The organism is Allorhizobium sp. NPDC080224 (genome assembly GCF_050281005.1).
GTDB lineage: Bacteria > Pseudomonadota > Alphaproteobacteria > Rhizobiales > Rhizobiaceae > Allorhizobium.
Genome location: NZ_JBNNWJ010000001.1, coordinates 3,225,642 through 3,251,058 on the forward strand (window position 1 = coordinate 3,225,642; position 25,417 = coordinate 3,251,058).

The following is a 25,417-nucleotide window of genomic DNA, read 5'->3' on the forward strand; positions in this document are numbered from 1 at the left end:
GTTCAAATGGAAAACCGGGTCAGCCGGCGTCAGGCGGTCAAAGCCTGCTGGATTGCTTGAGCGGCGCCGCCTGCCCGTTCGGCAACGTCCGCCACTTGACCGACCTGCTGAAGTTGCTGCTGCTGTGCCATCTTGTCTTGCAACTGCTGGCGAGCGGCTACGGCCTGTTCAGCATCGACAAGCCAGTCAGCACGCCCGCCAGGGACCGCACCGAAGGCGTCGCGGAACATGGTCCGAGCGTCCACATCACCGGCAAGCGACGGATCAAGAGACATGCCAGCCTGTAGCAATCCGGCGCTTTCCTGGAAGGCGTTCAACGTCTGCCGGTCGCGGGCTTCCTTCAGCGCATTGTTGAATTCGTATGTGATGTTTTGTCCGAGCAGCGCGTCGGGCATGTCCACCGGAATGCCATTGCGATCAATCGGGCCATAGCCGCCGGCGCGCATGACCTTTTCCGTGGCCAGATCGAGGACGGCGCCCGTCCATTCGTGTTCGATCGGGCCGAAGAGAGGCAGAGCGTTCCTGATCCACTCCGTTACCCGCTGCGAAGCCTCGTAAGCGGTCATTTGCTTGTCGGCCATGCCGATCGGCTGCAGCTTGTTGAGGAAGAAAGCGTCCGCAATCTGCCGGCGCTGGTCGTTGATCAGATCCACACCGAGACCGACATTCTTGCCGAGGTCGATCGGGCGAAGTGCAGCGCCTAGGCGCTCGTCATATTCGCTGTCGATGTAGGTCACGCCGCCCGGTGTCAGGTCCACAGGCGACATAACCGCGTCTTGTGTGGCAATCATCGGCGGGTCAACCTGCTTTTCCCCGGCTTCGATGATGGTCATTTTCATGCGCTGGAGCATGCGGCTTTCAGCAAGTCCGATGCTTGCAGCCGTCGAGAGCGCATAGAACTTGCCGGGCAGCAATTGCCAGCGAGGAACCACGTAGTCAAAGGTGAAGGCCGGCAGTTCCTGAAGGATGGTGCCGTCATCGAGCAGATAAATGTCCGCCCACTTAGCACCCTTCGGAAACTTGCGATAAGGCTCATAGAGATCCAGCGGCACGAAGATATGACGCGCGCCGAAGGTCGTCTTGAAATCCTTCTTCTTCAGCGCGTCGCGGATCTTCTGCGGCAGCTTCTCTTCCCCGAAGAGGTGCGCCAGAAGTTGCGCAGCCATGTTGCATTTGCGGTGAACGTGATTGGTGAGGCCGTCCGGTCCCTCCTGCCCCGCCATATGCTTCGGATGATGGCAGCGAAAAAGCAGGTTATCGCGGCGCTTGTTATAGCTGACCTGAAGCCAGCCCATGCCGAACGTCACGAAGTCATGTTCGACGGACTGAGCAGCACGACGAAAACCGCTGTCCTTCGAATTGAGGATGGCCGCATTAACGTCGGTCATGAACTCAAGGAAGGAAGCCGCCGAGCGGTCACGGGAAACGTACTTGTTTGCAGCCGTTGCCTTAAACCACTGGCGACCGTCAGGCCGTACCATGCCGCCGATCTGGTCGCCCAGCTCACGACGCATCAAGACGGGCGTAGCGTCCGTCAGGTGCGAAGCAAACTCCTGCCCGAGAATGATATCGGTCGTGAACTCTGCCCGCTCGGGGTACAGGAATTCGGCCAACTCCTGATAGAGATGATCAAGCGACCCCTTCGCAGAGAAGAGGCGCGCATCGATATCCATCAGGTCGCGGCCAGCTTGATCAGCCATCAGTTAAGCCCCAAGAGTTCCGCGCGAAAACTCGCGGCCAATCGTACCAGGCACAGTCGTCAGCCGATCAGCCGCCGCGCTGCTTGTTCTGGAAGGTGATAGCGTGGTCGTCTTGCGGCGCTCGCGCTTGGCCATCGGGTCTTCCGGGTCAGGCATGGTTGCCGGCGGCGCCGGTTCTGGTGGTGCAGGCGTTGACGACTTGCCGCCACCGAATAGCTTACTCATCAGCGTTTACCTCGCAGTTTGGCCTTGAGTGCAGCGTTTGAGGTCACTGCCTGCAGCCTTGTTCGGGATTGTTCGCGCCGCTCCTGCGCGGCCTTCGGGCGCTTCAGCCCCCCCAGTGAGGACGCCGAAAGCATAATTGTCGTGTCACCTTTGTCCGGGGACCGTCCGAGAGCTTCTTTCATGTCCTCCTTCGGGAGGATCACGATCATCTCGCCGCCGCCTGAGGGCCGGATCTCGTATCGGAAGGCACAGAGATCGGCTAGGAGCTCCGGATCAGGAGGCAAGGCGATCCTGCTGCCATATGACGGGTCCAGCTGCTCACGGAACTGCCACACCGCCTGTGCTCGCAGGTTCTTGAACCGGTAGAGCCCGTCTCTTGTCGATGATCGCGAACCGTCGCCACCCTTGAAGCCAAAGCAATCAATGTCGGCATGCGCGAGCTGGGTCAGCGTGTCCCCGCCATACCCGCCTCCGGCGTCCACTACGACGCGGCACCGATCGCGCATCTTCTTGATGATGAGCCCTGCGACAGTCGGCCCGTCTGGCGTCTCGTGCCCTTTGTAGCTGTCAAAGCGCGAATACCAGTGCTCATAGCGCGCCTGGATCTGCGTTCTGTCTGGGCCACCTTGCGCGACGTCGGCGGCGACTGCTGTCATCGGCAGCCCGTCCGGCGGATCGATCGTCCAGCGCGCCATTGCGGCTTGAACCCACATCGTCGGGATCGCCTGCCACGGGTCATCCTGCGTGGCCACGTCGAAGCGGCCTTCCCGCATCATCGTGCGCAGCGGCTCGGGCATCGCCTCAATTACCGAAGCATAGCCAGTCTCGGCGAGATCGGGGTTGTCCTCGAGCAGTGCCGGGATGAAGGTCCTCGACCGCGGGCGCTGGCCGTTCGGGCCGACGTAGTCTCTCTCGACCTCAGTGTCTTCTCCGTCGATCGTCGTGAACCACCGCAACTCGCCGGGCTTGGCCGGGTTCGGGTGCGTGCGATCAAGCCACGGCGCCCACCGTTTAATGACCCACTGGCCTTCAGCCGTCGTAGGTGGATTACCGGTAGCGATCACACGGCAGCGCTGGTTCGGATCGGCCGAGCGGTTCCAGCCAATGATGTAGGTGTATTGGCTTTCCGTGAACTGCGTCAGCTCGTCGAAGCCCTTCAGGTCGTGCGGGACCCCCTGATAGTTCTCCTTGTCGCCCTCGTGCTCACAATGGCCGAGGTCAATCACGCCATTTGAGTGACGCCAAACGCCCGCCTGATCGTTGAAGCCGTCATGGCTGCCGAGGATCGTGTGCAGCTCACGCTTGATGCCCTTCAGGTTCTTCGAGATCCGGCGAAGGATCAGCGCGTTCTTGTGCTCATTGACGGAAACACCGCAGAGCAAAGCGGACTTCCCGCCCCCTGCCCCACCACCATAGAAGAGCTCGTCAGCTTCCGAGAAATAGGCATCGGTCTGCGGGCCCGGGTTCGGCACCCAGCGCCGACCGTTCCGGATCGTGTGAGCGTTTGAAAGGATCTTCGCCTGCTCATTCTCTGGCAGCGCGTTATATGCCCGAAGGATCTCGTCGAGGGCAGATGCGGAGCCCATCACTCGCCCTGCTGTTCTTTCTGGCCTGCCGCGAGGGCGAAAGCGATTTCACGAGCCAGAGCGCGCGGAGTGACAGATTTCTCTTCCGTCTGAATGGCTCCGCCGTTGGGCCCGGAAACCTCCACAGAAGCGCGCTCGCGCCAGTCGTCCGCCGCCATGTTCTTCAGCCCGAAGATCACGAGCGTCGCGTTCCCTCCACCGTCCTTGGCGTTCTTGCGCGCCACTTCCTCCCACCAAGAGGCGCAAACAGCCTTGCCCTCTTTTATGGCTAAGGAAAATTCGCGGTGAACATTGCCCCATTCGGTAATCGTGTCGCGCGAAACGCCGATCGATGCGGCGAAGGAAGTGAGGCTTGCGCCCTCCCTCATGTGGTCGACGACCATCTCGCAGTATTTCGGGTCGTATTTGCTCGGGCGGCCAGCCGGCATTGTCTCAGCCCTCCAGCTTTAGCGTGTCGACCGGGCCGCGCGTATAGCTGTCCAGGTCGCAGCAGATATTGACGGCCTGCTCTGCAGAAGCACCAGCAGCAAGCGCACCCATTGCGATCCTGAAGCCTGAGCCGATGGCGAAGAACGGTCCATGCTGTTGCACCCACCGCTTACCGGGGCCGATCCAGAAGCACTGCCCGTCCGGCGTTAGAAATAGGGCCTCGCTGTTCTCGTGCTCGAAATTCGGCGGGCCGCTAAGGTCGACGCCATCGAGTGAAGTCATCCATTCCCGGAAGGTCGAGGCGTCACCGAAGCAGCCAGCAACGCCACCGATAGCGCCACAGCCCGCCCGATGGATCTTCAGCGTCTCGCCGCAATAGGTGTCGCGGTCAAAGATTGCCCGATCGGCGGCAAGTATGCCGTCGCGGAAAGCGATGGTTGTCATGAGTGCACCTGTGGAAAGACAAAGCGCTCAGAGGCGCGGCACGCAGTATGGGGCGAAAGCGAAGGGTATTGCTTTTGAAGCAGTCGTAGGCGACGGTTCAGCCAGTGCGGAGAGAAAGCACGATTTCCGCCGGATTTGCGGCATTGCAGGTACCTAAATGCAGCCTCAAACTGACCTCCATTACCGGATCCCTTCATCAGAGCGACAAGCGCTTCAGAAAACCCTGCTTTTACTAGGCTGCAAACTCGGCCCAACCTATGAGGACGCGATAGGGGATAGGTGGTTTGTCTGCTCTGCCCCGACCACATCCGAGGCAAAAGCGGCTTGCCTTCTGGCTCTGCATGGCTACGAGCAAATCAGCTGATTAGGACGCCGGTGAGAATGGGGGACCGTATGCAATTCAGATCAACGACGCGGAGCGATCTGGCCAAAGTGTTTCGCGACAGTGCGCCACGAATGCGCACGGAGTATGAGAACGCTGGTTTCAACTTGAGAGAAGTGAAAAGCATCTTCACCCAGCTTGCAGACGCGGGCCAAGCGCACACCTTGACACATGGTAACGAAGCACTGGCGGTGATCAGTTGGTCGATAGACGAAGTAGCCATTCACACTTCGTTCGCGGCCAAAGAGAGCTTCTTCTCAAGTCGCAGTGTGCGATTTTGCTTCGAACACATAAGAAAAATCCAAGCGGACAATGGCAATCTGCCAGTTTGTTCGACCAGCTTTTCGCCACACCCGTCTGTCCCCAAGTGGTTCAAGGTTTTGGGCTTTGAGCACAGACAGTCAGATAGTCGTTATGTCGAATACTGGCTAGCACCGCTATAACGCGAAAGAGCCGCACGGAGAGGAACATGAACCAGATCATCGCCTATAGAGACGTTTTGCCAGAAGCCTCCGCCAAGATGCTCACAGCATCCACAGCGGAGTTTTCCGGCATGGATGAGACGAGGTTTCCAACCGCCCTTGAAGCATTTGCTGCCGCGATCGACGCCGAAGCGTCTGGCAAGCATTATGTGGTTCGGGTGTGGGTGGAAGATTGCGGGCATGTAGACTTCCCGCAAATCAAAGAGATCTATGAGGCATGGCAAAACGAAGGCATTGCGCCTCGGTAGCCTTCGCTTGTGTCCAGTTGGGCCGCCCTGGCTATGCCGTCCTCCGATAGGAGGGTTTTCCATCAGGTGCGATCCACGAACGCAAATCCGATCTTATTGATTTGCCCGTGTTTTCTGGCCCGATCTGTCCCGTTTGTAAATCGGCCCCTTCCATGCACGGCAGGCTCGTCTGCAGGAATTTTTTCTCAATCTGTTGAAGTGCCTTGGCAATCCATTCGTATGTCTTTTGGCGAACCCATGCCTTTTCGCGGGAAAAGCGACGGTTCCGGTTGGTGACGTAGCGGCTCCAGTCCCAGCCGCGGGCCTTCACGAGAGCATAGGCAAGCAGACATTTGCGGTTCCGCTGGTTGGGCACTGCGTCCTGCACCCATGCGAAAGCCTCCTCCATGCGCGAGATCCGGGCCCGGCTGCAGCGTGCGCGGCGCTCAGTCCGCCGGCGCTCGGCTGCTTCGTCTTCGCGGATACGGAAGCCCCCGGTCTGGCGATAGTCTTCGCGCTTGCGCTCATTCTCCTCGGCGACCGTGTGGACATACTCCGGCATCGAGGATCCGAACATCTTCGGCCCGATGCTGACCGGTAGCGCGTCGTCCGTCTCCATGGCCTCGATCAGGCGCTCAAGGATCATCGAATGGCTGTCGGTCAACTTCATGCGGCGTCCTCGCGATGCTCGAGATGGTCTGCGATCAGGATTGCGAGCGCGTCGGCTCGCTTCGTCATGGCCTTGTGCGGCCCCAGAGCGAGCCGCTGAGCGCGATTGCGGAGGTGGAGAAGGTCGATGCCCGCAAACGACTGCGCCAGCGCTCCAGCGGCTTCTGCCGAGCGATGGCTCGAGATGTAGCGGTGGACCGCATAGAGCACGTCACCATAGAAGGCATCCGGCGACGAGGCCTGGATGCAGCGCAGAACGCAGTAGACGTGCTCCTCGCTCGTTGAGGCGATCATGCGCGAGATGTTTCGGCCGCCATAAATGGTGTTCGGCTCGCGACGGAACTTGAGCGCCGCCGGTCGCCGAACACGGATGCCCAACCCCTGACAGAAGGCGTGGACGTTGATGCCATTCCTTCTGATCAACGCTCACCTCGCGCCTGAGCCGCCAGGTATTCGGCCGGGTCAATCCGCTTCACCTCGGACGCCGCGCCGAAGGTGCCGAGCTTGTGGTCGCGGTAAGCCCGCTGCCCCGCTGGGTCGAACTTCGCCGCGGCCACGCTACGCACCCACCCCGGAGCCTTGGCAGCGTTCACCTTGAGACGATGCTCGTCACGCTCCGCCTGTTTTGCACTCCGCTGCTTCTCCTTCCTTCGGGCCTTTTTTCCCTTGGCCGGCGCTTCGGGCTTGCCCCACAGAACGCGCTTGTTGCTCCGGGGCTTCGGCACTGCTGCTTCGCTGTCGAGCCGATCGATCGCCCGCCAGGCGGCCGCATTCGTTTCGAAGGGTCCGTCCACCAGCTTGCCGCGCTGGTCGGTCACTTCGTACTGCCCGTCATCATTCCGGGTGACGTTGAGGATCTGCGTCATCGACCTGCCCTCCATTGTGAGAGGCGGAGGCGCAAGCGGAGCTTGATGATGTTGAGGAGGATCATTTCAGCTCCCTCCCGAAAATCTGTGGCAGGGCGCGGTGGATCTTCTTCAGCGCTTTCGCCTTTTCCCGTTCGGCGAACTTCTCGACGCGTCGATACATCTCCGCTTCGATCTTTCGTCCGGCCTCATCACCGATCCCAAAGAGCTTGTCCCTGAGCGCTACCGCTTCGGCTTCCGTTTCGAAACTCGCCACAACATACGCACGAGGAAGCCGCTGACCGGCGCTGGTCTGGCGGCTACCACCTTTTGCCGTGAAAGTGTTGGGCATGACCTTGTCCACCTGAAGGACAGCCAACAAATCATCGACTGGCGTCGTGTCCATCCAGTGATGGAAAGCGAAGCGCTCCAGGTGCTCCGCAAGGGTCGTGTCTATTGGGCCCGTGAAGCGCTCGCAGGCCAAGACCCACTGGCCCGGGCTGATGGCGATGTGGTCATCCATGATCGGTCCTCCGCACTTCCTGCCTCATCGCCTCGAGTTCCCGAATTTCGCTGTTGAGATCGTCCTCGTCGGCGCACTTCCGGTAAATTTCGCGCTTGTCGCCGGTAACTCGCTGGATCAGCCAATAGGGCTCGTCGTACTCCGGGCTGTAGAGGTAATACTCGTAGTGGGTCTTGAGCTTCGACCGGCGCCGGACTACCTCGGTGCTGCCAGGCGCTGCGAGCGTCGCGGGGTCGATCTTTGACTTTTCCCGATCGCCCTTTTTCCGTGTTTCAACTTTCGTCGAGTTGAAAAGGCTCTTGCGCATACGGCGCTCGAGCTCGTCGTCGCTGATTTCATCCGTCATGCTGCACCTCGTTTCCGTTCTGGGAGATTGATGGGCTGTTGGCATGGGTTCTGCGGCTTCGGCCAGTATCGCCGGTACCAGATGCGAAGGGCAATCTGATCGACGATGTCCACGACTTCTGCGGTGGGCCGCGTCTCCGCCCATTCCAGGAGGTCGAGCTGTTCAGGCTGCGCCATGGCCGCCTCCGAATTGCTGGGACAGGTAGGCCGGGCTGAGCTCGCCGCTCATGAGCATGCGCTTCAGCGATGCCAGCACCGGGCCGTTCACATTCCCGATGAATGGCCGGATCTCGTCGAGCATGATTTCGGCTTCCTGCTCGTCCGATGGGATATCGAAGGGGACCTCATCAGGAATAGGGCCATAGAAGCTGGATGAAGACAGAGCATCTTCCTCTATCAATCCTCCTCTTCCCTCAGAGCAAGAAACTCTACGGTTTCCTTCCACGGTATTGGGGAAAGTTTCTTTCACTTTGGGGGGTAAGTTTCTTTCACCTTCCGAAGGGCGCGGGGAGAAAGTTTCTTTCATCCTCCTGCGGAGCCGGTAACGCCTTTTCTGTTCAGCGCGATCGAACGCGAGGGACGTCCTGGCAATGCCAATGTGATCAGCGACGAGCTCCTGCCGAGCATTGACCAACCGGTACATGGTAGCGCCCCCTTCTGTGGTAAACAGAGGCACCATGTAGCCAAGACGCTCCATTGTCTGCAGCGCCTTCTTGAGCGTCGGTCGGGTGCAGGCAGTTGCCAGCATCAGCTCGGGCATGGTCACGAAAGCACGAGGGTCGGATTTGCTGGCAAAGTCGAGATAAACCCTCAAAACCTTCAGGCAAGCGCCCTTGGCCCGGGGATCGGCATTGACCGTGTTCTCGAACTGGAATTTCCACGTCGCGCTGCTGGTTGTGGTGTCATTGATCGGGGCGCTCATAGGGAGAGCGTCTCCGGCTGATGGCCTGTGTCGGCCATCCACCTCATTAGGCCAAACGGCATCTGCTTGCCGGCGGGCCAGTTGTCGGAGCACCACCGCATGACCTCATCAAAGGTACGTGCGGTGAATGTGTTTTCATGGTCGGCAAGGCGGTTAAAGAAATTCGGATCTTTCTTCGCACGGCGGCCGACAGTGGACATGGCGCAGTTGCTCGCTTTCGCGAACGCAGCAGCTGTCTCAAGGAGTGTTTTGCGGAGCTCGTTTTCCATAGCTCGTTAAGTATATGGATATTTCTCGCATTTGCAACGGCTAATGCGTGATATGTCTCGCTTGCAAACAGCTTCAAGTGATGGATATTTGCGGCATGGACGAATTCACGACTGACACCCTCAAAGAGCGGCTTCGAGAACGCATGGATGCGATGGGCAAAAACCCGTCCTCAGTTGCCATAGAAGCAAAGTTAAGCCGATCTGCGGTCCGAGACATTTTGTCAGGTAAGGCGAAAAACCCCGGCATGCTGACGATCCATGCTATAGCTGACGTGCTGGAGTGCAGCTACAGTTACCTTACTGGCGAGAGCGACAAGCTCCACCTGGCAGAGCCGACGGACATCTTGATCGATGTTTTCGCCAGAACCAGCGACATTAGCGGAATTCTTGAAGCCGGCGTCTATAGGCAGCTACCGCCACAGGTGGAGAAGAACGTCTTTGCCCACGACTTCGGGCAGCGAGAGCGAAAGCCGCTGCGTAGTGAACACCGATATATGTATCGGGACTTGTATCTCTATAAGATGGGAGACCAGTCGCTCGAAGGCCTCTTTATCACCAAGGGAGACCTCCTTACCGCTGTTTCTGATCCTAATGCGGATAGCGCCCCAGACGGCGCACTGGTGATCGTTGCTCACAGGCTGCCGGGCACGCGAGTGGAAGAGTTAAGCGCTCGGAAGGTAAAACGGCGCGTCAAGGGTTTTGCCCTGTCAACCGTCCCTAGCGACTGGGGCGGCCCAACTTATCCCGACATCGAAGTGGCGGAAAGATCAGAGCAGTTCGACCGATACAAGACGGTTGAGGGCGGCGACGTCTTAATCGAGGGCGTCGTAGTTCAATTGACGCGCCAACTTGATATGTAGGATATTTCTCTCATTGCCATTGACTGGCTTTTTATCTCGCATTAAGGTTACTCCCAACATATCGGAGTAGCCATCGATGAACGCGCATAACCAGTTCCCCGCTATCACGGAAAAGCCGCTCGCCGGGCAGGTTGTAAAAACTGTCGACGCGCGTGAAGTTCACCGCTTCCTCGGTGCGAAGAAGGATTACACCACTTGGATCAAGGATCGGATCCAAAGGTTCGGCTTCGTCGAAAACGTCGACTACGTGAAGGTCGGAGTTTTGAGCTCCCCAAAATCGGGGAGCTCAAAAGCTCGCGCCCAGACGACCAGCGAATACTTCCTCACGATCGGCATGGGTAAAGAGTTGGGAATGGTCGATCGCTCAGAGCGAGGCCGAGCCATCCGCAAATACTTCCTCTCGATCGAGGAAGCTGTAAGCCAGCCTCGGCAGATGACGACGGCGGAAATTGTGCTCCAGAATGCTCAAGCCCTCGTTGACTTTGAGCGGCGGCAGGCGGAGCATCAGAGGGCGATCGAGGCAATGGATGCGCGGGTGGCGCACGTCGAGCGGACTGCTCCTCTGACCATCAAGCCGCAGCACACCGAAACTAAATCGGAAGCGAAGGCGCGGATAGGCAAAAAATACGGTCTCCCGCCTTGGGTTGTCGATCTCGTCCTCACCAGCTTCCCCTATCGACCCCCAGTGTTTGCGATGGTGAAGAACAGCCACGAGAACGCTCAAGGGAGCAGCTTCGCGGTGTATCAGATCCTTGAGGTCACGAAGCTATTCAAGCGCTTCGTCAGCGAATGCCGGGCCGCAACGGCGACAACTGCAACACATCCCGACATCGACCGCCGGTTTAAACTAATGCGGCGCGAGTGAATAAGCCTCAGACCTGAGGCCAACCCAAACCCAATTTAAGCCATTGGAGAACGACCATGAAACGACCGATTACGGCCGGCGGCGAAGCTATGCCCGCCGCGGCGACACGGGAGCAGATCGCAGAGGCGCTGCTTGCTCTCGAGAACCAGGTTCACGAACTCATGCTGATATCCGACATCGCGGCAAACGCATGGGACAACATCGGCCCACCGCAAAAGATCGAAGGCGACGCGATCTATTACCGCTGCACGAAGCGGGAGCGCGACTGCTTCGACTTCCTGCTCAATGACGTCGCGGTCCGGGCCCAACGTCTGCGCGACAGCTTCTATGCGGGCTCACGCGGGGAGATCCGGACATGACTTCACAGATCAAGAAGGAAGTCTTCTTCCACGTCGGCCGAATGGAAACTCCGCTTTGGACGATCAAGGACATCCTGACCGCGATCGACCTGATGGCGCCGAACATGAACGCCGACGCCGATTACGTTGGCGCGCTGCAGCGCCTTGTGTCGCTGGCTCAGAGCCAATGGCAGATGGTCGAGGATTATCGCTGCAACGTCTTCGACCTGACACACACGTCCACCGTCGAGGCCGAGAATGCAGAGGTGTCAAAATGAGCCGGGAAGCCATCAGCCTCGACACCATTCAGGGTGACGTCACGAACCTCGGCCACCTGCTCGACGAGCTGGTCAGCAAGATCAACGACCTCGACTTCGTGAAGCCAAACGGCAGCCGAGACTGCGAGCTCGATCGCATCGCGGCGCTGGCCTGGATCGCCCGCGATATCGCCGACAACGTCAACGACAACTTCAGCGCCGCACGCGCGACCGACCAGAAGGGGATCCGGACATGAAGACGACAGAGAGAGTGATGCTCTCGGACATGCTCGGCGACGCGATGAGCTACCTGCATGCGATCCGCCTCGCCTCCAACGGCCTCAAGCGCACGGACGACGTCGCGGCAATGGACCTTCTCGCCACGAAGGCTCTGGAAGAAGTCGTGAAGGCTCTGGGAGTGGTCGACAATATCGAGGAGGTCGCCGGATGAGCACGCTGACCAAACTCATCGACGATTATCGCGCCATTCAGGCGGCCTATCGGGCGATCAACGAAGAGGATCCGCGAAACGCCGAGCTCTGGCAGGCCTATGAGGCGGCAGACTACGCGATCCAGAAGCACCCATGCATCAGCCTCGAGGAGGTTCGAGAGAAGGTCGCCTTCCTGCTGGATGACGACATGGCTTTCGACAGCGTCGAGAGCTGTTATGGCCCCGGGGGCGAGCCGATGCTTGCCGTGCTGCTACGCTCACTGCTGGGGCAGGAGCCTGTGGAAAAGTCGAATAACGGGGGGAAGGCCGCATGACCAAGCCGTTCACCCCGAAAAGCCTAGCCGATCGCTGGGATTGCTCGGAACGTCAGATCCGCAAGCTGATTGCGAGCGGGAAGCTCCCCGCATTCCGTCTTGGCGGAAAGCTTCTGAGGATCAAACACGAAGACGTGGAGAAGTTCGAATGCCTGACTGGCGACTTACCAGGCTCCGAGGAGAGTTCTGTGTCACATGGGACGAAGCAGATGGCGTCCGCCGACGTTATCGCCTTGGAACCTCAGACCCGAAAGAGGCGGCCCGCCTCGCCGCGTCTCGATACGCGGAACTGACCCGGCCGCGCGGCACGACGATAGCCGACCTCTGGAAGGCCTACACGATCGACCGCGAGGGACGCGCGGTCCTCGGCACCATGAAATTCACATGGAAGGCGCTCGAGGACCGCTTCGGGCAGATGGAGGGATCGGCGCTGACGGTGATCGATTGCCGCGAGCATACGGCAGAGCGGCGAAAGGCTGGCATCCAGGACGGCACGATCCACACTGAGCTCGGCCATTTGCGGACTGTATTGGTCTGGGCGGAAAAGAACGGCCTAATCAATCGTGCCCCGCATGTGGAGCGGCCGGCAAAGCCAGACCCGAAGGAAGGGTATCTGAAGCGGGAGGAAGTGGCACGCCTGATTGCAGGGGCGAAGGTTCCGCACATCAAGCTTGCGATCATGGTGATGATCGGCACCGGCGCGCGGAATGCGGCGGCTCTCGAGCTTACGTGGGACCGGGTGGACTTCAACCGTGGACTGATCAACCTCAGGAACCCGTTCAACGGCACCAGGCGGAAAGGCCGGGCCACCGTGCCCATGAACCCGTCACTGAAGGGCGCGCTTCTGGAAGCCAAGGAGGCCGCGCTGTCACCGTTTGTGATCGAGTGGGCCGGGACGCCGGTGAAGTCGATCAAGAAGGGCCTGAAGGCCGCTGCAAAGGCTGCTCGCCTCGACGAGGTGTCGCCGCACATGCTCCGCCACTCGGCAGCAGTGTGGCTCGCAGAGGACGGACACGACATGACGAGGATCGCGCAGTTCCTCGGGCACTCCAACAGCCGGATCACGGAGAAGGTCTACGCCCGATATTCGCCGGACCATCTGAGGGACCTGGCCCAGACCTTGGACCTTGCGCAAACTGGTGCAACTCGTAGGTATCGAACCGTTGACCCGTCGAGAGCGAAAACCTGAATGAAAACAGGGAGCGTTTTACGTAGTGCTCCCGAGGTTCGGCAAACCTGAAAATGAGAACGGAGATGAAACATGATGCCGGAAATGCCGCTTTACGAAGCGGAGACTTCCCAGAATTCCGGGCTTTCCCGTGGGGCGCGGAATGTTGACATCGTAGGGGTCACAGGTTCAATCCCTGTCACGCCCACCATTCGAATTCTTTCAAGGGCTTGCCGGAAACGGCGAGCCCTTTTTGGTTTCTGGGATTTCGAACCGGAACGGCTCACTTTGACAGTCGAATCAGACGACCTTCAGCAACCTCCAAAAAAGCTTTTTGCTTGGTTGCAATTTCAATCAATGCGATCGATGGTGGAATTCATCATTCACATCAAATCGCATATACAATTTGATGATCGTCGAATATGATCAGGTGAAGGAAGAAGCCAACAGGCAAAAGCACGGCATCTCGCTCGAACGTGCTGGCGAACTCGATATTCTAGCCCTGCTTCAGGATGATCGAAACGCGTATGGCGAAATCCGCTATCGAGCTTGGGGACTGATTGACGGTCAGCCTCACCGCCTGGCTTTCACCTATCGCGACGGCCACGTCAGAGCAATCAGCCTACGCCGTGCCCACAAGAAGGAATTTGAGCGCTATGTCGAAAGCAATCGATGACCCTGAAAACCCCGAATGGACGGCCGCGGATTTCGCTCGCGCCCGGCCGGGATCGGAACTGCCAGAAGAATTGCGCGCTTTCTTCCCGAAAACACGGGGCACCCAGAAGGCGCCGACAAAAATCCCTGTTTCGATTCGTCTATCGCCCGAGGTCGTCGATCACTTCCGGGCGACCGGCCCCGGCTGGCAAAGCAGGATCGACGACATCCTGAAGAAGGCGGCAGGTCTCTGAGATCTCACGCCTTCACCACCGAAACCTCTTCCCCTGCATAGACCACCACATAGCCACCCTGCAGCTTCAGCGCTCGCGCCCGCGCCTCAAGCCAGCCCAGATAAGCCGCCTCGCGCCATATCGCGCCGGCCTCCGGCTCCACCAGCACCGTCAGCTGCGGCCCCTGCGCATACATCATCATGCGGCTGACGCGCGGCTCCCATTCGGCCCCGAGAGTCGCATCCGTGCGCCAAAGACAGAAGAAGTCGCGACAGGTCGAAGGCCTGACATCATAGGCGTCGCAGCCACCGCCGATGAGGCAGTGGCGACAGGGTTCGTTGGCCGGTTTGTCGAATTCTGCGATGTCGGGAAGGATGCAGCAGAGCGAACAGGTTCCGCAGTCGCGCCCCGGCACGAGCGCGGGCGCGGCCCCCATCCCCTGCTCCGCCTCTGCCAGGGCCATTCAGGCCGCCGGACCGATGGTGACGGAGATCGGCGAGAGGCCCTCAACCGCACCCGTCAGCCGGTCCCCCGGCTGAAGCGCGCCGACGCCGGACGGCGTGCCGGTGAAGATCAGGTCGCCGGGCGTCAGGTGATAGTAGCGTGACAGATGGCTGATCATCTCGGGGACTGACCAGACCATCTCGTTGAGATGGCCTTCCTGGCGCAGGCTGTCATTGACCACAAGCGAGATGCGCTGTGCATCGGGCGCGAATTCAGAGGCCGGGGTAATCGCGCCGATGACGGCCGACTCCTCGAAGGCTTTCGCAATGTCCCAGGGACGCTGCTTTTCCTTCATGGCGTTCTGCAGATCGCGCCTCGTCATGTCGAGCCCGACGGCATAGCCGAACACCGCCTTCATCGCGTCATCGGTCGAGACCCGGAAGACCGGCTTTCCGATGGCAATCACGAGTTCGATCTCGTGGTGATAATCTGCCGTGCCGGGCGGATAGGCGATCGCGCCTCCATCAAGAACGAGACCCGTTGCAGGCTTGGTGAAGTAGAAGGGCGCGACGCGATCGACGGTGTTGCCGAGCTCGGCGGCATGGGCGGCGTAATTTCGCCCGACACAGAAGATCCGGTGAATAGGAAAGCCCTCCGCCATGCCATGAACTGGGATAAGCGGGGCGGTCGGAACGGAAAACAGCGGACGGGTGACGGACAAGGACATTCTCTCTGGATTGATTGGCTCGAGCCCGCCAATCATGGCGGCGGGATCACCACCATAACCGGCCAGGCGCGGCAATGCATCCGGCTTGATCGTCAAAGCTGGATGGTCGACCGGGCTTGGAACAAACCGCCAAACATGTAACAAATCCGCCGCAGCTGCGTTCACCTGCCCGTGAGGTATCAAGTGGTCGCTCCGACATCAGCCGGGACGGATCCGCCCCAGCAAGACATCGAAAGGCATTAAACATGAGCATCAAGATCGTGCCGGTCATCATGGCCGGCGGCAAGGGAACAAGGCTTTGGCCTCTGTCGCGCGCAGCCGCTGCGAAGCAGTTCATCCGGTTCCTTGGCGATGAGACCTTGCTGCAAAAGACGCTCGCCCGCGTCTCGGACGAGACGATCTACGACGCCCCGATCATCGTCACCAACGAGGATTTCCGCTTCCTCGTCGCCGAACAGGCCCGAGAGATCGGTGTAGCGCTCGACGGCATCATCCTCGAGCCAGAGGCGCGCAACACCGCAGCTGCTGTCGCCGCCGCAGCCCTGATCGTCGGTGAGCGCCATGGCAGCGAAACGCTGATCCAGATCCTGCCCTCCGACCACGAGATCACCGTCGACGAAACCTATCGCGACTGTGTGGCAAAAGCCGCCCGTGCCGCCCGAAACGGCAAGATCGTTACCTTTGGTATCACACCGACCGAGCCCGCGACCGGCTATGGCTATATCGAGATCGGCGACGATCTCGCAGGTGGCGTCCACAAGGTCTCGCGCTTCGTCGAAAAGCCCAAGGCCGAGGTCGCCGAAAAGATGCTGGCGAGCGGCAACTATGCCTGGAACTCCGGCATGTTTGTCTTCTCCGCCGGCCAGATGATTGCTGAGCTCGAGACGCTGGCGCCCGACGTGCTTGCAGCCGTCCGGACCTCGATCGAAAAGGCCAAGAGCGATCTCGACTTCACCCGCCTCGACGCGGAGAGCTTCGCGGCAAGCCCGAGCATCTCCATCGACTACGCCGTCATGGAAAAGACGCCGAACGCCGCCGTCGTGCCGGCTCCGATCATTTGGTCCGACCTCGGCAGCTGGGATGCGATCTGGAAGCTCGCGGAAGGCGATCAAAACGGCAATGTGGTCAATGGCAATGCCACCGTCTCCGATACGACCAATTCCCTGATCATGTCCCGCAACGCCCACCTCGCCGTCCAGGGCATGGAAGGCGTCGCCGTGATCGCTTCGGAAGATGCCGTCTATGTCGGCCGCCTCGACCGCGCCCAAGATGTCGGCAATCTCGTGAAGATGCTCGCCGCCAACAAGGAAACGGCGCATCTCACCGAAAACCACCCGACGGCACTTCGCCCCTGGGGTGGCTATACCTCGATCCTCAACGGCGACCGCTTCCAGGTGAAGCGCCTCTTCGTCCATCCGGAAAAGAAGCTGTCGCTGCAGAAGCATCACCACCGCGCTGAGCACTGGGTCTGCGTCAAGGGAACGGCAGAAGTGACGATCGACGACAAGGTGACCGTCCTGCACGAGAACCAGTCGATCTACATCCCGCAGGGCTCGGTCCACCGCCTCGCCAATCCCGGCAAGATCCGCCTGGAAGTGATCGAGGTCCAGACCGGCTCCTATCTCGGCGAGGACGACATCATCCGCCTGGTCGACGAATTCGGCAGAAGCTGAGTTGAGGTCATACACCGCATCTGCGCGGCCCGGCGGCTTCCACCGTCCGGGCCGCTTGCTTTATGGCGCTGCATTGCACAAGATCGGTGCAAGCCGGAAAAAACCGGCAGGGCGAACAGCGAAGCGGTAACGAATGGCGATCAAGGCGAGCATCTATCATCTCACCCATTACAAGTATGACAACCCGGTCCAGCTCGGACCGCAGATCATCCGGCTGAAGCCTGCCGCCCATTCCCGCACCAAGGTTCTCTCCCATTCGCTGAAGGTCACGCCCGAGAACCACTTCGTCAATCTTCAGCAGGACCCCTACGGCAACTACCTCGCCCGCTTCGTCTTCCCGGACCCGGTGACCGAATTCAAGATCGAGGTCGACCTCGTCGCCGACATGACGGTCTACAACCCGTTCGACTTCTTCACCGAGGAAATCGCGGTCAAATGGCCCTTCGACTACCCAGAGGACCTGCGCGACGACCTGAAGATCTACATGACGCCGGAACCCTCGTCCCCGGCGCTCGACGCCTTCATGGCGACCATCGACACGACGCCGGGCCAAGGCACCATCGACATGGTGGTCGGCTTGAACGCCCGCCTGCAGCACGACGTCGGTTATGTCATTCGCATGGAGCCGGGCGTCCAGACGCCCGAGGAAACGCTAACTTCCGCACGCGGATCCTGTCGCGATTCGAGCTGGCTGCTCGTCCAGATCCTGCGCCGCCTCGGTTTCGCCGCCCGTTTCGTCTCCGGTTATCTTATCCAGCTCGCGCCGGACCTGAAGGCGCTCGATGGTCCCTCCGGCACCGAAGTCGATTTCACCGACCTGCATGCCTGGACAGAAGTTTATATCCCCGGCGCCGGCTGGATCGGCCTTGATCCGACCTCGGGGCTCTTGACCGGCGAATGCCACATTCCGCTCGCCGCCACCCCCCACTACAAGAACGCCGCGCCCATCTCCGGCGGCTATATCGGTCAGGCCAATACCGAATTCGCCTTCGACATGCAGGTGAAGCGCGTTGCCGAACATCCGCGCATCACCAAGCCTTTCTCGGACGACAGCTGGGAGGCTCTGAATGCCCTCGGCCAGAAGGTCGATGCCGATCTGGAGGCTCATGACGTGCGGCTCACCATGGGCGGCGAGCCGACTTTCGTGTCGATCGACGACTTCCAGTCCGCCGAATGGAACACCGATGCCGTTGGACCGACCAAACGCGATCTCGCCGACAAGCTGATCCGGCGCCTGCGCGAGCGCTTTGCCCCCGGCGGCTTCCTGCATTACGGCCAGGGCAAGTGGTATCCGGGCGAAAGCCTGCCGCGCTGGACCTTCTCGCTCTACTGGCGAAAGGACGGCAAGCCGATCTGGCATGATCCGGCGCTGATTGCCGCCGAACACAAGGACACCGGCGTCACCCACGAACAGGCCGAAGCGCTGATGGCCGGGATTGCGGCCGAGCTCGACATCGAAACCGACATGATCATCCCGGCTTATGAGGATCCGGCCGAGTGGATCATCAAGGAAGGCAGCCTGCCGGAAAATGTCGATCCCTCGAATTCCAAGCTTGAAAGCGCAGAAGAACGCGCCCGCATCGCCAAGGTCTTCGAACGCGGTCTGACCAAGCCGACCGGCTATATCCTGCCGGTCCAGGCCTGGAACGCCAAGGCAGGTGGCCGTCGCTGGGTGAGCGAGAAGTGGCGCACCCGTCGCGGCAAGATTTTCCTCATCCCCGGCGACAGCCCGATCGGCTTTCGCATGCCGCTTGGCACCCTGCCTTACGTGCCGCCGTCGCAATATCCCTATATCCACACCACGGACCCCTCGATCCCACGCACACCCCTGCCGGATTTCGGCCCGCAGATCCGCGAAGGACGCGCCATGCCCGAGGCCTCCCGCAGAACCGGCGAGGCTCAGCAAGACCGAAACGAGCAGAACATTACGGGCTCTGCCGGCGACATCAGAGGGGCCGTGCGCACCGCGATGAGCGTCGAACCCCGCGACGGCCGCCTCTGCGTCTTCATGCCACCGGTAGAAGCCATCGAGGACTATCTGGAACTGGTAGCAGCGGCCGAAACGGCCGCCCGTGGGCTTGGCTTGCCGGTGCACATCGAAGGCTATGCGCCGCCGCAGGACGAGCGCATCAACGTTATCCGCGTTGCACCGGACCCAGGTGTCATCGAGGTCAACATCCATCCGGCATCCAGCTGGGACGACTGCGTCGCCACCACCAATGCCATCTATGAGGAAGCCCGCCAGACCCGACTCGGCGCCGACAAGTTCATGATCGATGGCCGCCACACCGGCACCGGCGGTGGCAACCATGTGGTGGTCGGCGGCGCCAATCCCGGCGACAGTCCCTTCCTGCGACGTCCCGATCTTTTGAAGAGCCTGATCCTGCACTGGCAGCGCCACCCGTCGCTCTCCTACATGTTCTCGGGCATGTTCATCGGCCCGACCAGCCAGGCGCCGCGCTTCGACGAAGCCCGTCACGACAGCCTTTACGAGCTGGAAATCGCCATGGCCCAGGTGCCGATGCCGGCCAGTGGTGCTGCAGCTCCCCTCCCTTGGCTCGTCGACCGGCTGTTCCGCAATCTTCTGATCGATGTCACCGGCAACACCCACCGCTCGGAAATCTGCATCGACAAGCTGTTCTCTCCCGATGGCCCGACAGGACGCCTCGGCCTCGTCGAGTTCCGCGGTTTCGAGATGCCGCCGAATGCGCGCATGTCCCTTGCCCAGCAATTGCTGGTCCGTGCACTGATTGCCCGCTTCTGGAAGAACCCGATCGGCGGCCGTTTCGTCCGCTGGGGCACCAGCCTGCACGATCGTTTCATGCTGCCGCATTACCTCTGGCTCGATTTCCTCGAAGTGCTGGCGGATCTCCGGGAAAACGGCTTCGACTTCAAGCCGGAATGGTTTGCCGCCCAGCTCGAATTCCGCTTCCCCTTCGTTGGCGAAGTCACCTACGAGGGCTCGAAGCTCGAGCTGCGCCAGGCGCTGGAGCCCTGGCATGTCATGGGCGAGGAAGGGGCTATCGGCGGCACCGTCCGGTATGTCGACTCATCCGTCGAGCGCCTGCAGGTGCAGCTGGAGACAGCCAATCCGGAACGCTTCGTCGTGGCCTGTAACGGGCGCCAGGTGCCGCTGCGCAAATCCGACGTCAATGGCGTGGCCGTCGGCGGCGTGCGTTACAAGGCCTGGCAGCCGGCCTCCGGTCTGCATCCGGTCCTGCCCGTCAACACACCGCTAACATTCGACATCTATGATACATGGTCTGCCCGGTCGATCGGGGGCTGCGTTTACCACGTCGCCCATCCCGGCGGCCGGACCTACGACACTTTCCCTGTGAATGGGAATGAAGCGGAAGCCCGTCGGCTTGCACGTTTCGAGCCTTGGGGCCATACAGCCGGCTCCTATCCCCTATGGCCCGAAACCGTGTCGCCGGAATTCCCGCACACTTTGGACCTGAGACGACCGCAAGGTATCTGATCTGATGGCACAGAAGACGGCAGCGGAGCTATCCCCGCCAGAAGCGCCGAAAAGCGAGGCCCGCACGGCCGGCTATCGCGCGCTGGCCGGCGCTGCCGACGAAATGATCGACACACAAGGCAATGTTCGGCCCGTCTGGCAAGCCCTGGTCTCGGCCATCGACACCATGCCGGAGCACGATCTGCACGAGCGCTTTGCCCGTGCCGATCGCTACCTGCGCGACGCCGGTGTCTTCTACCGTGCTTATGGTTCTGGAGGATCGAGCGAGCGGGCCTGGCCCTTCTCCCATATCCCGGTGATGATATCGGAAGCCGAGTGGCAGGTGCTGGCCGAGGGACTGGTCCAGCGCGCAAACCTCCTGGAAGCGGTTGTCGCCGACATCTATTCGGAAAACCGGCTGGTCCAGGAAGGCTTCCTGCCGCCGCAACTGATCGCCTCGAACCCGGAATTCCTGCGCCCGCTCGTCGGCATCAAACCGGCCGGCGGCCATTACCTGCACTTCTGTTCCTTCGAAATCGGCCGCGGGCCAGACGGCAACTGGTGGGTGCTTGCAGACCGCACCCAGGCGCCCTCGGGTGCGGGCTTTGCGCTAGAAAATCGTGTTGCGACCGCCCGCGCCTTCTCCGATGTCTATGCCGAGACCCACGTCCATCGCCTCGCCTCCTTCTTCGGCGCCTTCCGCAAGGCGCTGCAGGCGCGCACCCGCGGTTCGGACGAGCGCATTGCGGTTCTATCTCCGGGCCCCGCCAACGAGACCTATTTCGAACACGCCTATATCGCCCGCTATCTCGGCATCATGCTGCTCGAAGGTGAGGATCTGACCATCGTCAACGGCAAGGTCATGGTCCGAACGGTCGCCGGCCTGAAGCCCGTCAGCGTCCTCTGGCGCCGCCTCGATGCCGCCTTCGCCGATCCTCTGGAGCTCGATCAGAACTCCTATATCGGCACGCCCGGCATGGTGGATGCCCTGCGCAACGCCTCGGTCACCTTCGTCAATGCGCTCGGGTCCGGCATTCTCGAAACCCGCGCCCTTCTCGCCTTCATGCCCACGCTCTCGCGTCACCTACTCGGCGAAGAGCTGAAGCTGCCCTCGATCGCCACCTGGTGGTGCGGCCAGAAGGCCGAGCGCGAGCATGTGGCCGCCCATCTCGACCGCATGGTGATCGGCTCGGCTTTCTCGCGCCTGCCTTTCTTCGATGATGGCGGACGCTCTGTCATGGGGTCGCGTTACAAGGACCCGCAGGGCAAAACCACTGCCGCATGGCTGGAGGCAGAAGCCGGCAACCTCGTTGGCCAGGAAGTCGTGACGCTCTCGACCACGCCTGCCATGATCGACGGCCAGCTCACGCCGCGGCCGATGTCGCTGCGCGTCTTCGCCGCCCGCACGGAAGACGGCTGGCAGATCATGCCCGGCGGCTTTGCCCGGATCGGCAGCGGTTCGGATGTGTCGGCGATTGCCATGCAGTCCGGCGGCAGTGCGGCCGATGTCTGGATCGTCTCCGACAAGCCCGTTGACCGCACCTCACTTTTGCCGGCGGAAGAGACCTTCACCCGCAACATGCCCGGCAGCCTGCCGAGCAGAGCCGCCGACAACCTCTTCTGGCTCGGTCGCTACATCGAGCGGGCCGAAGGTGTGCTGCGCATCCTGCGCGCCTGGCATGCGCGCTATGCCGAAAGCGCCAATCCGGACCAGCCGCTGCTCGCCTTCGTCAGCGAATATCTCTCGAACATCGATGTCGACACCAAGTCCGGCGTGCCGGAAAGCCTGCTGCGCAACATCGACAGCGCCGTCTATTCTGCCAGCAACATACGCGACCGCTTCTCGCCGGATGGGTGGCTTGCGCTGAACGACCTGTCGAAGACGGCCAAGCGCTTCCACGAGAAGGTGAAGCCCGGCGACGACGCGGCGCACGCCATGACCATCCTCTTGCGCAAGCTCGCGGGCTTTGCCGGTCTCGTTCATGAAAACATGTACCGCTTCACCGGCTGGCGCTTCCTGACCATTGGTCGCCTTCTGGAGCGCGGCCTGCACATGACACGCCTGCTTGGTCACATGACCGGTCCCGATGCTCCCGACGGCTCGCTCGACATGCTGCTTGAGATCGGCGACAACGTCATGACCCATCGCCGCCGCTACAATGTCTCGACCGCACGGCTGACGGTGACCGACCTTCTGGCGCTTGATCCGCTCAATCCGCGCTCGATCCTCTTCCAGCTGAACGAGATACGCATCGAGGTAGAGCAACTGCCGAACGCCATGGTCAACGGTCAGATGTCGAGCCTCTTCCGCGAGGCGATGCGCCTGCATTCGGGGCTTGCCGTCATGACGCCGGAAGCCATGTCGGCCGATGTCTACACCAATCTGGAGCGCGAGTTGGAGAAGTTCTCCGATATCCTCGCCCAGACCTATCTGAGCTGACGCGATGCTCTACGACCTCTCGCTCCATATCGGTTACCGCTATGAGGTTCCGGCAACGGGCGCCCACCACATGCTGCGGCTTCTGCCGCTGTCGCTTCCGGACCGTCAGCGGCTGGTCGCCGGTGCGATCACGGTGACCCCGGAGCCGGACGAGATCTCGACATTCAACGACTTCTTCCGCCATCCGACGAGCCACGCCATCCTGCGTGGTCCGCATGAGAAGCTCGACATCCGCATGCAGGCGCGGGTGATGGTTCAGGCTCAGCCTATGGCTGCCGACTTCTCGCCGTTGCTCGACCGCCTGCCGCAGGAGATCGCCGAAACCTGGTCGCTCGATGCGGAATCGCCGCATCATTTCCTCGGCACAAGCCCACGGTTGCCCCGGGACAAGGCGATCGCGACCTATGTGCGCGGCATGCTGAAACCGAGCATGACCGTGCGCCAGATCGCCGAAACGCTTTGCAGCCGCATCCACAAGGACTTCAAATACGACGCCGAAGCCACGACCGTTGACACGACACCGGCGGAAGCCTTCGACAAGAAGCGCGGCGTCTGCCAGGACTTCGCCCATGTGATGATCGTGGCACTGCGCAGCCTCGGCATCCCGGCCGGCTATGTCAGTGGCTTCCTGCGCACCATCCCGCCTCCGGGCAAGGAACGCCTGGAGGGTGCAGACGCCATGCATGCCTGGGTGCGGATCTGGTGCGGCAAGCTGACAGGTTGGCTGGAACTAGACCCCACCAACGATATCGCGGCCGGCACCGATCACATCGTGGTCGGCTACGGTCGGGACTATGCCGATGTCGCCCCCGTCATCGGCGTCCTGAAGAGCTATGGTTCGCATCAGACGGATCAGGCCGTGGATGTCATCCCGGTGCGCCAATAGTGCATTCTTCCATCGAATTTTAGCGATCCCATTAAACGGATCGCAATGGGCCACGGTCTATAACCCTCCAAACGCTGATTTTGGATGGACATGATGACTACCCCTGACAGCCCGCGCAAATCCCTCTTCTCACGTCTCTGGCACGATCGCGCCGGCAATTTCGGCCTGGCAACGGCCATCCTGCTCCCCGTCGCAGCCGCCACGGCTGGTGTGGCAATCGACTTGAACCGGATGGTCCAGGTGCGCAGCGCATTGCAGGACTCAGCCGACTCGGCCGTTCTGTCTGCGGCGAACGCCCTGGCGAAGAACGACAAAATGTCCGACGAAGAAGTGCTCGAGTTCGCGCGCAAGTTCATGAAGGCGCAGCTGAACAACGTTCTCCCAGGCGACGCAAGCGACCAGACCGACGAGGAAGCGGCAGAAGATCCGCTGGCTGGCGCGGTCGGAAATGTCGAGCGGAAGCTGGGAACATCGGGCAAGACCGTCGAAGTCAGCCTGTCACCGAGCTACACCTTGGCGACCAATGGCATGACCGCCCTGCTCGGCTGGAAGGAAGTGACCGTCAGCGTCACCGCGACGGCGCAATCCACGCCGGAAAGCGGCGCGGCAGTCTCGATGTATGTCGTGCTGGATCGCTCCGGCTCGATGTCCTTCACCACGGACACGGTCGACACCTCGGTCGCAAGCTGCGTGAACTACAGCGCGTCCAACTGGGCTTACAAGGATGTAAAGCCAGGCAGGACGGGCTACATCAGCCCAACGAAGCCGTGCTACGTCAAGAAGATGCAGGCCTTGAAGACGGCCTCGGCGATCATGATGAACGAGCTCGTGAAAGCCGATCCAAAGGCCGACCTCATCCGTGTTGGCGCGGTGTCCTACAACGAGGTAACCCAGCCCGCCTCTGGCATGGCCTGGGGTGTCACGACCGCAACAAACTACATCACCGCACTGCCATCTGTGCCGACCGGAGGCACCGACGCTTCCGGCGCAATGACGATTGCCTACAACGCGTTGAAGAAGACCAACACTGCCGAGAAAAGCGCGCACGCCACCAAAGGCAATTCCGACTTTACCCGCTACATCGTGTTTATGACGGATGGCGAAATGACCGGTAACAGCGCTGCGTGGAACCCGACCATCGACAAGGCGGTCTTGGATGAGTGTACCGCTGCGAAGAAAGAAGGGATCAAGATCTTCTCGGTAGCGTTCATGGCGCCCGATCGAGGCAAAACGCTCCTGTCTGCCTGCGCGTCCTCACTAAGCGACTATTACGAGCCGACCGATATGGCCGGTCTGGTCAAGGCCTTCGGTGAGATCGGCAAGGCAGCGGCCGCAGCGTCTACCCGCCTGACCAACTGAGACAATCCAAAACGTTTTGGATTTTGCCCACAATTTGACCGCAGCTGTCATGGCTGCGGTCTTATCGTTTGTTCACGCTTTCCAGATAATATAATTAGAACAGGATGTTGAGCGGCAAATCGCCGATCGGAACAAAATCATCCTCGAAGCTCCCCGCCTGTTGCAACTGTTTCATTTCGATGCGTAAACTGCCGTCCAAGGGGCCGGCACCGGCAATCGCTTCGAAGCCGCCCGGAGACACGA

34 protein-coding genes and 1 pseudogene are annotated in these 25,417 nt (G+C 60.7%); 19 read left to right on the forward strand and 16 right to left on the reverse strand.

What is annotated here, in order from left to right; genetic code table 11:
* Positions 1 to 29: 29 nt before the first annotated feature.
* Genes ACQKP1_RS15875 through ACQKP1_RS15895 form a run of 5 tightly spaced genes read right to left on the reverse strand, consistent with a single transcriptional unit; the run spans position 30 to position 4,384 of the window.
* Positions 30 to 1,700: a portal protein gene (locus ACQKP1_RS15875; RefSeq protein WP_427275991.1), complete on the reverse strand. Its 1,671-nt coding sequence runs from the start codon at positions 1,698 to 1,700 to the stop codon at positions 30 to 32.
* Between the two features lie 3 nt (positions 1,701 to 1,703).
* Positions 1,704 to 1,925 carry a hypothetical protein gene (locus tag ACQKP1_RS15880; RefSeq protein WP_427275992.1) on the reverse strand — a complete coding sequence of 74 codons (222 nt, stop codon included), beginning with the start codon at positions 1,923 to 1,925 and terminating at the stop codon, positions 1,704 to 1,706.
* Positions 1,925 to 3,511, reverse strand: coding sequence for a terminase (locus tag ACQKP1_RS15885; RefSeq protein WP_427275993.1), 1,587 nt, complete (start codon positions 3,509 to 3,511; stop codon positions 1,925 to 1,927). The genes ACQKP1_RS15880 and ACQKP1_RS15885 overlap by 1 nt, the downstream gene beginning before the upstream one ends.
* On the reverse strand, positions 3,511 to 3,894 hold the full coding sequence (locus tag ACQKP1_RS15890; RefSeq protein ID WP_427275994.1) for a hypothetical protein: 384 nt from the start codon (positions 3,892 to 3,894) through the stop codon (positions 3,511 to 3,513). Before ACQKP1_RS15890 ends, ACQKP1_RS15885 begins: the two co-directional genes overlap by 1 nt.
* Before the next feature lie 49 nt (positions 3,895 to 3,943).
* The gene (locus tag ACQKP1_RS15895) at positions 3,944 to 4,384 is read right to left on the reverse strand and encodes a hypothetical protein (protein ID WP_427275995.1); all 441 of its coding nucleotides are present in this window, start codon (positions 4,382 to 4,384) and stop codon (positions 3,944 to 3,946) included.
* A gap of 381 nt (positions 4,385 to 4,765) precedes the next feature.
* Here ACQKP1_RS15895 and ACQKP1_RS15900 point away from each other — a divergent pair, with 381 nt between their 5' ends.
* Both ACQKP1_RS15900 and ACQKP1_RS15905 read left to right on the forward strand, forming a co-directional pair.
* A complete protein-coding gene (locus ACQKP1_RS15900) occupies positions 4,766 to 5,209 on the forward strand; it encodes a hypothetical protein (protein WP_427275996.1) in 444 nt (147 codons plus the stop codon).
* A gap of 26 nt (positions 5,210 to 5,235) precedes the next feature.
* Positions 5,236 to 5,496, forward strand: coding sequence for a hypothetical protein (locus ACQKP1_RS15905; RefSeq protein ID WP_427275997.1), 261 nt, complete (start codon positions 5,236 to 5,238; stop codon positions 5,494 to 5,496).
* Positions 5,497 to 5,527: 31 nt separating this feature from the next.
* Here the strand turns inward: ACQKP1_RS15905 and ACQKP1_RS15910 are convergent, their stop codons facing one another.
* The 8 genes from ACQKP1_RS15910 to ACQKP1_RS15945 form a co-directional block, all read right to left on the reverse strand.
* Complete coding sequence (locus ACQKP1_RS15910) at positions 5,528 to 6,145, reverse strand: hypothetical protein (protein ID WP_427275998.1); 618 nt, start codon at positions 6,143 to 6,145, stop codon at positions 5,528 to 5,530.
* Positions 6,142 to 6,567 (reverse strand): hypothetical protein, encoded by a 426-nt coding sequence (locus ACQKP1_RS15915; RefSeq protein WP_427275999.1) that lies wholly within the window; start codon positions 6,565 to 6,567, stop codon positions 6,142 to 6,144. Before ACQKP1_RS15915 ends, ACQKP1_RS15910 begins: the two co-directional genes overlap by 4 nt.
* Complete coding sequence (locus ACQKP1_RS15920; RefSeq protein WP_427276000.1) at positions 6,564 to 7,010, reverse strand: hypothetical protein; 447 nt, start codon at positions 7,008 to 7,010, stop codon at positions 6,564 to 6,566. The genes ACQKP1_RS15915 and ACQKP1_RS15920 overlap by 4 nt, the downstream gene beginning before the upstream one ends.
* Positions 7,011 to 7,071: 61 nt before the next feature.
* Positions 7,072 to 7,512, reverse strand: a complete 441-nt coding sequence (locus ACQKP1_RS15925) for a hypothetical protein (protein ID WP_427276001.1) — start codon at positions 7,510 to 7,512, stop codon at positions 7,072 to 7,074.
* A complete protein-coding gene (locus ACQKP1_RS15930; RefSeq protein ID WP_427276002.1) occupies positions 7,505 to 7,858 on the reverse strand; it encodes a hypothetical protein in 354 nt (117 codons plus the stop codon). Before ACQKP1_RS15930 ends, ACQKP1_RS15925 begins: the two co-directional genes overlap by 8 nt.
* Positions 7,855 to 8,034, reverse strand: coding sequence for a hypothetical protein (locus tag ACQKP1_RS15935; protein ID WP_427276003.1), 180 nt, complete (start codon positions 8,032 to 8,034; stop codon positions 7,855 to 7,857). Before ACQKP1_RS15935 ends, ACQKP1_RS15930 begins: the two co-directional genes overlap by 4 nt.
* On the reverse strand, positions 8,021 to 8,779 hold the full coding sequence (locus ACQKP1_RS15940; RefSeq protein WP_427276004.1) for a hypothetical protein: 759 nt from the start codon (positions 8,777 to 8,779) through the stop codon (positions 8,021 to 8,023). Before ACQKP1_RS15940 ends, ACQKP1_RS15935 begins: the two co-directional genes overlap by 14 nt.
* Positions 8,776 to 8,979 (reverse strand): hypothetical protein, encoded by a 204-nt coding sequence (locus tag ACQKP1_RS15945; protein ID WP_427276005.1) that lies wholly within the window; start codon positions 8,977 to 8,979, stop codon positions 8,776 to 8,778. Before ACQKP1_RS15945 ends, ACQKP1_RS15940 begins: the two co-directional genes overlap by 4 nt.
* Positions 8,980 to 9,143: 164 nt before the next feature.
* On the opposite strand from ACQKP1_RS15945, the gene ACQKP1_RS15950 reads away from it, so the two are divergent.
* From ACQKP1_RS15950 to ACQKP1_RS16005, 12 genes and pseudogenes are all read left to right on the forward strand, one after another.
* Positions 9,144 to 9,908 (forward strand): helix-turn-helix domain-containing protein, encoded by a 765-nt coding sequence (locus tag ACQKP1_RS15950; RefSeq protein ID WP_427276006.1) that lies wholly within the window; start codon positions 9,144 to 9,146, stop codon positions 9,906 to 9,908.
* Positions 9,909 to 9,984: 76 nt separating this feature from the next.
* Complete coding sequence (locus ACQKP1_RS15955; protein ID WP_427276007.1) at positions 9,985 to 10,773, forward strand: antA/AntB antirepressor family protein; 789 nt, start codon at positions 9,985 to 9,987, stop codon at positions 10,771 to 10,773.
* 56 nt (positions 10,774 to 10,829) lie between these two features.
* Positions 10,830 to 11,132: a hypothetical protein gene (locus ACQKP1_RS15960; protein ID WP_427276008.1), complete on the forward strand. Its 303-nt coding sequence runs from the start codon at positions 10,830 to 10,832 to the stop codon at positions 11,130 to 11,132.
* A complete protein-coding gene (locus ACQKP1_RS15965; RefSeq protein ID WP_427276009.1) occupies positions 11,129 to 11,389 on the forward strand; it encodes a hypothetical protein in 261 nt (86 codons plus the stop codon). Before ACQKP1_RS15960 ends, ACQKP1_RS15965 begins: the two co-directional genes overlap by 4 nt.
* Positions 11,386 to 11,625 (forward strand): hypothetical protein, encoded by a 240-nt coding sequence (locus tag ACQKP1_RS15970; RefSeq protein WP_427276010.1) that lies wholly within the window; start codon positions 11,386 to 11,388, stop codon positions 11,623 to 11,625. Before ACQKP1_RS15965 ends, ACQKP1_RS15970 begins: the two co-directional genes overlap by 4 nt.
* A complete protein-coding gene (locus ACQKP1_RS15975; RefSeq protein WP_427276011.1) occupies positions 11,622 to 11,819 on the forward strand; it encodes a hypothetical protein in 198 nt (65 codons plus the stop codon). The genes ACQKP1_RS15970 and ACQKP1_RS15975 overlap by 4 nt, the downstream gene beginning before the upstream one ends.
* Complete coding sequence (locus ACQKP1_RS15980; protein WP_427276012.1) at positions 11,816 to 12,133, forward strand: hypothetical protein; 318 nt, start codon at positions 11,816 to 11,818, stop codon at positions 12,131 to 12,133. The genes ACQKP1_RS15975 and ACQKP1_RS15980 overlap by 4 nt, the downstream gene beginning before the upstream one ends.
* Positions 12,130 to 12,267, forward strand: a pseudogene (locus tag ACQKP1_RS15985) (helix-turn-helix domain-containing protein); the annotation flags it as partial. The gene ACQKP1_RS15980 and the pseudogene ACQKP1_RS15985, both read left to right, overlap by 4 nt.
* A gap of 14 nt (positions 12,268 to 12,281) precedes the next feature.
* Positions 12,282 to 13,322 carry a tyrosine-type recombinase/integrase gene (locus tag ACQKP1_RS15990; protein WP_427276013.1) on the forward strand — a complete coding sequence of 347 codons (1,041 nt, stop codon included), beginning with the start codon at positions 12,282 to 12,284 and terminating at the stop codon, positions 13,320 to 13,322.
* Positions 13,323 to 13,394: 72 nt separating this feature from the next.
* Positions 13,395 to 13,727 carry a hypothetical protein gene (locus ACQKP1_RS15995; protein WP_427276014.1) on the forward strand — a complete coding sequence of 111 codons (333 nt, stop codon included), beginning with the start codon at positions 13,395 to 13,397 and terminating at the stop codon, positions 13,725 to 13,727.
* Positions 13,711 to 13,977: a BrnT family toxin gene (locus tag ACQKP1_RS16000; RefSeq protein ID WP_427276468.1), complete on the forward strand. Its 267-nt coding sequence runs from the start codon at positions 13,711 to 13,713 to the stop codon at positions 13,975 to 13,977. Before ACQKP1_RS15995 ends, ACQKP1_RS16000 begins: the two co-directional genes overlap by 17 nt.
* Positions 13,958 to 14,209 (forward strand): BrnA antitoxin family protein, encoded by a 252-nt coding sequence (locus tag ACQKP1_RS16005; RefSeq protein WP_427276015.1) that lies wholly within the window; start codon positions 13,958 to 13,960, stop codon positions 14,207 to 14,209. The genes ACQKP1_RS16000 and ACQKP1_RS16005 overlap by 20 nt, the downstream gene beginning before the upstream one ends.
* Before the next feature lie 4 nt (positions 14,210 to 14,213).
* Here ACQKP1_RS16005 and ACQKP1_RS16010 read toward each other — a convergent pair whose 3' ends face one another.
* Both ACQKP1_RS16010 and ACQKP1_RS16015 read right to left on the reverse strand, forming a co-directional pair.
* The gene (locus ACQKP1_RS16010; protein WP_427276016.1) at positions 14,214 to 14,651 is read right to left on the reverse strand and encodes a hypothetical protein; all 438 of its coding nucleotides are present in this window, start codon (positions 14,649 to 14,651) and stop codon (positions 14,214 to 14,216) included.
* Complete coding sequence (locus ACQKP1_RS16015) at positions 14,652 to 15,359, reverse strand: fumarylacetoacetate hydrolase family protein (protein WP_427276469.1); 708 nt, start codon at positions 15,357 to 15,359, stop codon at positions 14,652 to 14,654.
* Positions 15,360 to 15,604: 245 nt separating this feature from the next.
* Here ACQKP1_RS16015 and ACQKP1_RS16020 point away from each other — a divergent pair, with 245 nt between their 5' ends.
* From ACQKP1_RS16020 to ACQKP1_RS16040, 5 genes are all read left to right on the forward strand, one after another.
* Positions 15,605 to 17,032 (forward strand): mannose-1-phosphate guanylyltransferase/mannose-6-phosphate isomerase, encoded by a 1,428-nt coding sequence (locus ACQKP1_RS16020; RefSeq protein ID WP_427276017.1) that lies wholly within the window; start codon positions 15,605 to 15,607, stop codon positions 17,030 to 17,032.
* Between the two features lie 133 nt (positions 17,033 to 17,165).
* Entirely contained in the window at positions 17,166 to 20,510 is a 3,345-nt protein-coding gene (locus ACQKP1_RS16025) for a DUF2126 domain-containing protein (RefSeq protein WP_427276018.1), read from the forward strand.
* A 4-nt stretch (positions 20,511 to 20,514) separates the two neighbouring features.
* Positions 20,515 to 22,929 (forward strand): circularly permuted type 2 ATP-grasp protein, encoded by a 2,415-nt coding sequence (locus ACQKP1_RS16030; protein WP_427276019.1) that lies wholly within the window; start codon positions 20,515 to 20,517, stop codon positions 22,927 to 22,929.
* A 4-nt stretch (positions 22,930 to 22,933) separates the two neighbouring features.
* Positions 22,934 to 23,815, forward strand: coding sequence for a transglutaminase family protein (locus ACQKP1_RS16035; protein WP_427276020.1), 882 nt, complete (start codon positions 22,934 to 22,936; stop codon positions 23,813 to 23,815).
* A gap of 90 nt (positions 23,816 to 23,905) precedes the next feature.
* Positions 23,906 to 25,174, forward strand: coding sequence for a TadE/TadG family type IV pilus assembly protein (locus ACQKP1_RS16040; RefSeq protein ID WP_203017554.1), 1,269 nt, complete (start codon positions 23,906 to 23,908; stop codon positions 25,172 to 25,174).
* Between the two features lie 94 nt (positions 25,175 to 25,268).
* Here the strand turns inward: ACQKP1_RS16040 and ACQKP1_RS16045 are convergent, their stop codons facing one another.
* Positions 25,269 to 25,415 (reverse strand): hypothetical protein, encoded by a 147-nt coding sequence (locus ACQKP1_RS16045; protein WP_203017556.1) that lies wholly within the window; start codon positions 25,413 to 25,415, stop codon positions 25,269 to 25,271.
* Positions 25,416 to 25,417: the final 2 nt, after the last annotated feature.